Source organism: Catonella sp. (assembly GCF_052169795.1).
Taxonomy (GTDB): domain Bacteria; phylum Bacillota; class Clostridia; order Lachnospirales; family Lachnospiraceae; genus Catonella.
Genome location: NZ_JBQNBU010000159.1, coordinates 1 through 2,984 on the forward strand (window position 1 = coordinate 1; position 2,984 = coordinate 2,984).

The window sequence follows — 2,984 nt, forward strand, 5'->3', positions numbered from 1 at the left end:
AGATTAAGGAATTAAATGGAGGAAAGTCTGTAAGTGCAGTATTTGTAGTTGGAGGCGGAGGTAAGGTAAAAGGCTTTACAGAGCATATAGCAGAGATACTTGGACTTCAGAATGACAGGGTAGCACTTAGAGGCAAAGAGGTACTCGGTGAGGTTGAATTTGTAGATGAGAACATTGTAAAAGATCCGCTCCTCGTTACTCCTATAGGTATATGCTACAGCTATTATGAAGCTAGAAATAATTTCATCTATGTTACATTAAACGGAAATAGAATTAAACTTTATGATAATAACAGACTTACTATTTATGATGTATTAAGCCGTGACGGATTTTCAAATGATGATCTCTTTCCTAAGCGTGGTAAATCCATACATTATACCTTGGACGGTTCAAGGAGAAGCGAAAGAGGAGAGGTGGGAGAACCTGCTGAAATCAGGCTGAACGGTAATGTTGTAAGCATTAGTAAGCCTATTTCTAAGAATGATATTATTACAATTAAACCATCTACTGAAGGAAGTCCGGCTAAGCTTTTGGTAAGTAAGATTAGAGAGATGGACAGTTCGTTTAATATAATTTTTAACGGAAAAGAATTAAGCTGTCCGAAGCTTGCAGAAGTAAATGGAAATTTAGTGTCGGGTTTTTATGAAATAGCTGATGGTGACGATGTAGTTATAAGGAATTTTTATACATTGCAGCAGATTATGGAAATGTTGGATCTTCCTTACCATAGCGGTATTATGGTTAATAATATGGTTGCTGATGAGAATACAAAAATCTATGCTAATTTCACTGTTACTGATAATGCCTCTTATGTAGAAGATGAGGTAGGGCAGAATATGGCTTACAGCAGTTATGAGGACCTGCCGGATGACGATTACATAGATGAAGAACCTGTAATAGATATTAATTTTGTACAGGAACCTTCTTATACAGAGACAGCAGATGCAATTATCTTCGGTACGGGAGAGGATGCAATTTCAATACCTATTGCAACTCCTACTTTAGCTGATGTACCACAGCCTGAGACAAATATAGATAAGCCTGTTGATACATTTAGTTTAGGCTCAGGAGTGGCAGTTATGGAAGCACCGGCAGAAAACTTAGAAAATGAATCGGATACAGGGATAATATCTAATCCATCAGCAAAAGATGTGACAGTTAAGGTAAATGATACATTAGTTACACTCAAGGGAAAGATACATTATTTACTTGTAGATGTGCTTGATTTCTATCCTTTTGATATGAGTGAATATAGAGGAAGGCTGATACTTGAAATAAATGGTGTGAGTGATATGGACTTTACTTCACCGGTGCATGATGGTGATCAGATTAGGATAGCTTGGAGTGAGTAATAGCGAAAATAATTTATGGATTTCGACTATAGCCAGTGGAAGCAGTGGTAATTCCAGCATTATAGGAGATTTATCAGGAAATAATATACTTATAGACTGTGGAATAAGTTGTAAAAGAATAGTGGAAGGCTTAAATGAACTCTCTGTAGGAGTTGAAGATATAAAAGGAATATTTATAACTCATGAACACACAGACCATATAAATGGACTGATGATGCTTATGAAGAAATATAAGATACCTGTATTTGCAAGTCTTGGAACACTTTTGGCAATAACCAAGTGCAGGGGGTTTGACAATAGTTACAAAAAAATAATGCATAAAATTTATGCAAACTGTGCATTTGACTTAAATGGTTTTGAAGTAAATTGTTTTAATATTCCACATGATGCAGCAGAACCTTTAGGTTTCAGTTTTATAAAGAACGGAACAAAGGTATCAGTATGTACCGATTTTGGAATGGTTACAGACGAAATTGAAGAGGGGCTCAGAGGCTCTAATGCAATGGTAGTTGAGGCAAATCATGACGAAAGAATGCTTGAAGCAGGGAGGTATCCGTTTCAGTTAAAGCGAAGGATTTTGGGAGATAAGGGACATATATCCAATGAAAATTCCGGAAAGCTGATAACAAAGATATGGAATGAGAATATGCAGCATATATTTTTAGGTCATTTGAGCGAGGATAATAATATGCCGGAATTAGCGTTGGAAACTGTAAGATGTGAGCTTTTTATGAAGCATAAGAACTATGAGGAGTATACTAAGATTTCAGTTGCAAATAGAAATAATATTTCCGAAAAAGTTGTAATCAAATCTCCTATTATTTAAAAGATTGTAGTATTTAGTTTGAAATAGTTTATAATATTGGTATAAAACCGAGGAATGGAGACTATATGAAAAGAGCAGTAATTACGGCAGTGGGTAAGGACAGTGTGGGAAGATTTGCAGAAATCTGTAACTATCTTGCAGAAAAAGAAATTAACATACTTGATGTTTCTCAGACAATAGTAGGTGGTTTCTTTAACATTATGCTTATTGTTGATATTTCAGGAGTTGATAATGAGTTTTCATCTGTAGTAGACGGATTTATGAAACTTGGCGAAGAATGTGATTTTAAAGCAAATATTCAAAGAGAAGAAATATTTGATAAAATGCATCGTGTTTAATTGATGGCTGTGTGGAAGCGGATGATATAACAGTTACCGTATTGATAAAAATTTATCAAAGATATGGGGGTTAAGAGAAGTTTATGATTACATTAGGTGAGGTATTTGAGACAAATGAGATGATATGGAATGAGCATTTAGATGTGCGAACTATCACACTTGGCATTAGTCTTTTAGATTGCATTACAGATAATTTAGAAAAATTAAATGAAAATATTTATAAGAAAATAACTGAAACCGCTAAGAACTTGGTCAAAACGGGGGATGAAATCGGTAAGGAATTTGGAATTCCAATTGTTAATAAAAGAATATCAGTTACCCCTATAGCCCTTGTAGGGAATCCTGCCTGTAAGTCTGAAGAGGATTTTGTTTCGATTGCCAAGACTCTTGACAGGGCAGCAGAAGATACAGGAGTTAATTTCATAGGTGGATATTCTGCACTCGTATCTAAGGGAAGTACTCCTGCTG

3 protein-coding genes and 1 pseudogene are annotated in these 2,984 nt (G+C 35.3%); all 4 read left to right on the forward strand.

Going from position 1 to position 2,984, the window contains the following annotated elements; genetic code table 11:
* Positions 1–1,352, forward strand: a pseudogene (locus ACTTKP_RS11945) (cell division protein FtsA); the annotation flags it as partial.
* A complete protein-coding gene (locus ACTTKP_RS11950) occupies positions 1,345–2,178 on the forward strand; it encodes an MBL fold metallo-hydrolase (protein WP_442554110.1) in 834 nt (277 codons plus the stop codon). The pseudogene ACTTKP_RS11945 and the gene ACTTKP_RS11950, both read left to right, overlap by 8 nt.
* A gap of 65 nt (positions 2,179–2,243) precedes the next feature.
* Entirely contained in the window at positions 2,244–2,516 is a 273-nt protein-coding gene (locus ACTTKP_RS11955; RefSeq protein WP_442554111.1) for an ACT domain-containing protein, read from the forward strand.
* A gap of 83 nt (positions 2,517–2,599) precedes the next feature.
* A partial coding sequence (locus ACTTKP_RS11960) for a DUF711 family protein (protein ID WP_442554112.1) occupies positions 2,600–2,984 on the forward strand: 385 nt, incomplete at its 3' end.